Genomic DNA, 6215 nt, shown 5'->3' on the forward strand with positions numbered 1-6215 from the left:
TTAGGGAAAATACATTTTTCCCTAAAAAAATATATAAATATATGAACGACGTTCTCTAATGATGAACAACTATAAAGATTTCTAATTACTTTATAGGAGGAATGAAAGTGTATGAAATTATAAACAGAGAATTTATAACAAATAAAGTTATGACAGATATGTGCCATGCCTCTAGTCTATTAAAGTTAAAAAACGGATCTATATTATGTGTATGGTTTGGGGGAAGTAAGGAAGGAAATGATGACGTATCCATATGGATGTCTAAAAGAAAAGACAACATTTGGAGTATACCAGTTAAGGTTACAGATGAAAAAAATGTTCATTGGAATCCAGTGCTTTTTCAATATAAAAGTGATGAAACAGTATTGTTTTATAAAGTAGGTAAAGAAATTAGCAGGTGGAAGACCATGATTAAAATATCGCATAATGATGGTGGCACCTGGGACAAGGCATATGAGATGGTAAAAGGGGATGAAGGTGGTAGAGGACCCGTTAGAAATAAACCAATTAGATTATCCAACGGAAGAATTTTAGCGCCAGGATCATTAGAAGATGGGATATGGAGTGCTTTCGTTGATTACTCTGATGATGGTGGGGAAACTTGGACTAAAAGTAATAACATAATTATTGAAGGCATTGTTGGAAGTAAATTTGAGCGTACCGTAAGAGCGGATGAAAGCAATGTACAAGTGAGTGAACAGTCATTCTTTGGTAGAGGGGTGATTCAGCCAACATTATGGGAATCAGTAAAAGGGAATATACATATGCTCCTAAGAAGTACTGAGGGTAAGATATACAGAAGTGATTCAAATGACTATGGGGAAACTTGGGCTAAAGCATATGAAACGTCACTTCCTAATAATAATAGTGGTATTGATTTAGTAAAACTAGAAGATGGTACTTTAGCCCTAGTATATAATCCTATTGGAGTGAATTGGGGAGGCAGAACACCAATATCTCTTGCGGTCTCAAAAGATAATGGTGAAACATGGAGTAAACTAATAGATTTAGATAGTGGGGAAGGGGAATTTTCATATCCTGCAATCATAGCAGATGGAGATGAGGTGTTTATTTCTTATACGTGGAAAAGAGAAACAATAGCATTTTGGAGAATTAAAATTAAGTGATTTAATAAATAATTGGTTCTAATATAAAGATAAAATTAGAGGGGTGAAAAAAGATGATTAATAATTTTCCGGGGGGAGTATGGCCTGTAATGCTTACACCTTTTACTAAAGAAAACAAGGTAGATTACAAAGCATTAGAACAACTTGTGAATTGGTATATTGACAATGGAGTTTTAGGATTATTTGCCGTATGTCAATCAAGCGAAATGTTCTTTTTATCATTAGAGGAAAGAGTGAAAATTGCCTGTTTTGTGAAAGAAAAAGCAGCAGGAAGAGTGCCAGTAATTGCTTCAGGTCATGTTTCAGATAGTTTTGAAGACCAAGTTAAGGAATTGAATGAAATTGCAGCAGCTGGCGTTGATGCAACAATATTAATTACAAATCGTCTTGCTAAGGAAGACGAAAGTGATGAAGTGTGGCTTAATAATTTACAAAGATTGCTTGAAAAGTTACCTGAAGATATGCCATTAGGATTCTATGAATGTCCATATCCGTACAAGCGAGTGATGACAAAGGAAGTAACAAGATGGTGTGCTGAAACAGGAAGATTTTACTTCTTAAAGGATACAAGCTGTGATATGGAAAATATTAAAGAAAAATTGGAAGTAATTAAAGGTACAAATTTAAAACTTTACAATGCAAACACATCTACATTACTAGAATCGTTAAAGGAAGGCGCAGCTGGATATAGCGGTGTAATGGCTAATATGCAACCTAAGCTCTATGTAAAGGTTTGTAACGGCTACAATAAGGAGGACTTAGAAGAACTATCGGATGAACTTACAATATGTTCTTTAATTGAACGACAATATTATCCGGTTAATGCTAAATATTATTTAGAACTAGATGGATTAGATATTAATATTAGCTGTCGTACAAAAGAAGCTGAAGGACTTACTGAAACATTTAAAAAGGAAGTAAAGATGTTAAAGCGTATGACAGAAAAAATGGAGAAAAAATATTTATAATATTAAGATAAATATTTGCAAAATAAACTAAAATTAAGGGGGAAATAAAATGAAAAAAGGATTATTAAAATCAATTATTTCTGTAGCTGCAGTGGCGACAATGGCTGTAGGTTTAACTGCTTGTGGAAGCACAGCGACAAGCACTTCAAAGGCATATCCAAGCAAGGATATTACAGTAATCATTCCTAAGGCACCTGGTGGAGGTACAGATATTTCTACCAGAGGATTAATTCAATATATGAAATCTAATTTAAAAGATTCAAACTTTGTTCCAACAAATAAGCCAGATGGTGGTGGGGTAACAGGGATGGTGGAAACATCAAAGGCAAAGGCTGATGGATATACTTTAGGTATGGTTACAGTTGAACTTGCTATGTTCCCACACCAAGGCAAATCACCAGTAACCTATGAGAACTTTGTTCCAATTGTTGCACCAATTGCAGCACCAGCAGCTCTTGTAGTTCCTAAAGATGCTCCATATAATAGCGTAGATGAATTTGTAGCTTATGCTAAGAAAAATCCAGGAAAAATTCAAGTAGGTAATTCAGGTATGGGTGCTATATGGCATATTGCAGCACTTTCTATGGAAGAAAAATACGGAATAAAGCTTAAACATGTTCCATATCCAAATGGTTCTGCTGATATTGCTGCTGCTTTAGCTGGTAAACATATAGATGCTACAGTTGCAGATCCATCAAACTTTAAGAGTCAGGTAGATGCAGGTTCACTTAAGATACTTGCTGTAATGGCTGACCAGCGTTCAAATCTTTATCCAAACGTTCCTACATTTAAAGAATTAGGACATGACATGACAATTCGTGCGTGGGCGGTATTAGTTGCTCCTAAGGACACTCCAAAAGATGTCGTAGATGCTCTTAGGGCTGCAGCTAAGAAAACTATTGAAGACCCAGCGTACAAAGAATATTTTATTAAGCAAGGTATAGACCCTGTAAATATTGTTGGCGATGATGTTTACACAATGATGAAGGAAGATCATGAAATGTATAAAGAAATGTTAGCTAAGATTAAACTTGACTAATTATAACTATAAAATATACGGCTGGTATGATTACCAGTCGTACATTTTAATTATTCAATCAACAACAAGTTTTTGTTTCTAATTTAGATGGAAAGGAGAAACCTATGAATACTATGAGAAAGTGGAATAATGTGGCTTCAGTTATAACTGGTCTTGTTGGAGCTTTTATAATTACATTAGCAAAGAAATTCCCTATAAAATCTGGAGGAGATCCAGGGGCGGGATTTTGGCCACTTATGTTAGGTTTGCTTTTAGTTATATGTGCAATAGTACTATTTATTTCAAATATTATACATAAAGATAAAGAAGAAAAAAAGAGCGTAGTTTTAAACTCTGATGCAAATAAGTGCGTATATTTAATGATGGTAGTAATAATTATGTTCTGTATTGGATTATATGTATTAGGATTTTATATATCAACTCTTATATTTATTCCTACAGTAATGTACTTATTAGATACCAGAGATAAAAAACTTATGGCTATAACTTCAATAACCACAGTATTGGCTATTTATATAATATTTGGAGTATTGTTAAAAACACAATTACCAAATCCAATATTTATAAATTAGTGAAAGGAGGAAGAGGTAATGGGTGATATTATGACAGCAGTTGGGAATGTTTTTAATTTAACTAATATATTAGGACTAATATTTGGTACAGGAATTGGCATTCTTATTGGTGCTATGCCAGGTTTATCAGTAAATATGGGTATTGCGCTTTTATTTCCTTTAACTTTTGCATTTCAAGGTATAGGCGGTATTTTAATGCTTCTTGGTATATATTGTGGCGCTATATATGGAGGCTCAATTTCTGCAATACTATTAAACACTCCTGGTACACCAGCATCAGCAGCAACTACATTAGATGGATATCCAATGGCTGTTAAACATGGAGAACCAGGACGCGCTCTAGGTCTTTCAACTTTTGGTAGTACATTTGGTGGAGTATTTAGTACCATTTGTTTAATAATATTTTCACCTCAGCTTGCAAAAGTTGCGGTACAATTTTCTAAGCCAGAATATTTTGCTCTTGCAGTATTCGGTATAAGCATTATTACCAGTGTATCCTCTAAATCAGTTTTAAAGGGACTTATTGGAGGACTAATTGGATTATTCATTGCAACCATTGGTATAGATGCAATGAGTGGAAAGCTAAGGTTTACATTTGGTACAACTTATCTTATGGGAGGAATGTCTTTTATTCCAATATTAATAGGACTATTTGCCTTTTCACAAGTACTGGCAAGTGTAGAAGAATCTTATAAAAAGAAATATGTTAAACATGATGTTAAGATCAAACGAGCATTTCCAACATTTAAAGATCTTAGGAGAGTAATGGTGACATTGCTACGTTCCTCATTCATTGGAACCTTTATAGGATGTGTTCCAGGAACAGGTGGAGATATTGCTTCGTTCATTTCTTATGATCAAGCAAAACGATGGTCGAAATATAAAGATAATTTTGGGAATGGTGAACCGGAAGGGATTGTTGCTCCTGAGGCAGGTAACAATGCAGTATCTGGTGGAGCTATGATTCCTATGTTAACGCTTGGGATACCAGGAGATGGTGCTACAGCTATTATGCTCGGGGCATTTTTAGTTCAAGGTTTACAACCAGGGCCATTATTATTTACAGAACACGCACCACAAGTTTATACGGTGTTTATTGGATTATTAGTTGCAAATATTGTAATGGGTTTTTTTGGATTTTCCTTAATTAGGCTTTTTGTTAAGGTTATTAATATACCTAATGAAGTGCTTCTTCCAATAATATTTACACTAACATTTGTAGGAGCGTACTCCTATAATAATTCAATGACAGATGTTTTTATAATGGTTGTATCTGGATTCTTAGGATACTTTATGAACAAGATGGACTTCTCAATGTCATCAATTGTTATTGGCATTATTCTTGGAAGTTTAGCAGAGGCAAACTTCAGAGGGGCTTTAATTATGAGTGATGGCAATTTATCAATATTTTTCTCAAGACCAATTTGTGCAATTTTCTTATTTATTGCTATAGCCTCATTACTTTCACCATTATATGGACCTTTATTGAAGAAAATATTTAAGAAAGAAAAAGACGGAATTGGGGCGTAAAGATGATATTAGATGAATTTAGAAACATAAGTAAATATAAATCTATGATTAATTATCTTGAAAATGCAATTGACTTTATAAATAATTCAATTGATTTGCCTGTTGGAAGATATGAATTTGATGGTGGATTTTTAATGGTACAAGAGGGGATAACAAATCATATTGAAGAATGTAACTTTGAATCTCACAATAAATATACTGATATTCAATATGTCGTAGAGGGCAGTGAAGTAATGGCTTGGGCAGATAAAAATGAGCTTAAGTGTATTACTGAATATAATGAAAAGAAGGATGCTGCATTTTATGATGGGAAAGGGACAAGTATAGAAATAAAAGCTGGAATGAGCTATATTATGTTCCCAAGTGATGCGCATAAGGCTTGCTGCCATGTAGATATGCCTAAGAGATATAAAAAGTACGTGATTAAATTACCGGTGTAGATTACTAAGTAATCTCGCCAAAACTTGCTACTTAATAAAGTTTATAGTGAAAGTAGACTTGCAAAAACTCTATAAAATATTATGAACTCTATATTTTATAGAGTTCATAATATTTTATAGAGTTTTTTATAAGGATTTTAACCTGTTTAAGTATAAACTTTATCCGGCGTATCAGTATATGAAACTTAAAGGAAAATGTCGAATAAAGGAGAATGATATTGATAAGTTTAATCAAAGGCAATTGTTGATAATTGTATATAGATTAACACGTGGTAAGATAGTCTTCGTCGCTGAGGTCAGCGGCAAACAAGAAACAGTAAAACAAATTAGAACAAAGTGATTAGTAAAGCAAAATAACAAATAAAAGTTATTAAGTAAAAATTACTAGTTGACAAGCTTAAATGAAGATGATAAGATATAAAAGTTGCCTTAACAGGGCAGGGGCTTTGAAAATTGAACAGAGAATAGAAACCAGTCAATTACTTAACAGTTAAATGTTAAGAAACGCGATGAGCGAAACAGATTAAACTTTTAAATTG

The 6215-nt window shown here is 33.4% G+C and carries 6 protein-coding genes; all 6 read left to right on the top strand.

Annotated features, from left to right (window positions below):
* The first annotated feature begins 107 nt into the window (after nucleotides 1-107).
* The 6 genes from JOC70_RS15380 to JOC70_RS15405 all read left to right on the top strand — a co-directional run bounded on the left by JOC70_RS15380 (nucleotide 108) and on the right by JOC70_RS15405 (nucleotide 5676).
* Complete coding sequence (locus JOC70_RS15380; protein WP_341534913.1) at nucleotides 108-1127, top strand: sialidase family protein; 1020 nt, start codon at nucleotides 108-110, stop codon at nucleotides 1125-1127.
* A gap of 53 nt (nucleotides 1128-1180) precedes the next feature.
* A complete protein-coding gene (locus JOC70_RS15385; protein ID WP_204599774.1) occupies nucleotides 1181-2095 on the top strand; it encodes a dihydrodipicolinate synthase family protein in 915 nt (304 codons plus the stop codon).
* Between the two features lie 49 nt (nucleotides 2096-2144).
* Nucleotides 2145-3134, top strand: coding sequence for a tripartite tricarboxylate transporter substrate binding protein (locus tag JOC70_RS15390; protein WP_204599775.1), 990 nt, complete (start codon nucleotides 2145-2147; stop codon nucleotides 3132-3134).
* A gap of 104 nt (nucleotides 3135-3238) precedes the next feature.
* A complete protein-coding gene (locus tag JOC70_RS15395; protein WP_204599776.1) occupies nucleotides 3239-3706 on the top strand; it encodes a tripartite tricarboxylate transporter TctB family protein in 468 nt (155 codons plus the stop codon).
* Between the two features lie 18 nt (nucleotides 3707-3724).
* On the top strand, nucleotides 3725-5236 hold the full coding sequence (locus JOC70_RS15400; RefSeq protein WP_204599777.1) for a tripartite tricarboxylate transporter permease: 1512 nt from the start codon (nucleotides 3725-3727) through the stop codon (nucleotides 5234-5236).
* A 2-nt stretch (nucleotides 5237-5238) separates the two neighbouring features.
* Nucleotides 5239-5676 (top strand): NanQ anomerase/TabA/YiaL family protein, encoded by a 438-nt coding sequence (locus tag JOC70_RS15405; protein WP_204599778.1) that lies wholly within the window; start codon nucleotides 5239-5241, stop codon nucleotides 5674-5676.
* The last annotated feature ends 539 nt before the right edge of the window (nucleotides 5677-6215 follow it).

The sequence above is a fragment of the Clostridium pascui genome (genome assembly GCF_016908015.1).
Taxonomy (GTDB): domain Bacteria; phylum Bacillota; class Clostridia; order Clostridiales; family Clostridiaceae; genus Clostridium_AK; species Clostridium_AK pascui.

Bases quoted from the DNA above. Each gene is read 5' to 3' on its own strand.
- JOC70_RS15385 (WP_204599774.1), top strand. From the start codon at position 1,181: ATGATTAATAATTTTCCGGGGGGAGTATGGCCTGTAATGCTTACACCT.
- JOC70_RS15390 (WP_204599775.1), top strand. From the start codon at position 2,145: ATGAAAAAAGGATTATTAAAATCAATTATTTCTGTAGCTGCAGTGGCG.
- JOC70_RS15395 (WP_204599776.1), top strand. From the start codon at position 3,239: ATGAATACTATGAGAAAGTGGAATAATGTGGCTTCAGTTATAACTGGT.
- JOC70_RS15400 (WP_204599777.1), top strand. From the start codon at position 3,725: ATGGGTGATATTATGACAGCAGTTGGGAATGTTTTTAATTTAACTAAT.
- JOC70_RS15405 (WP_204599778.1), top strand. From the start codon at position 5,239: ATGATATTAGATGAATTTAGAAACATAAGTAAATATAAATCTATGATT.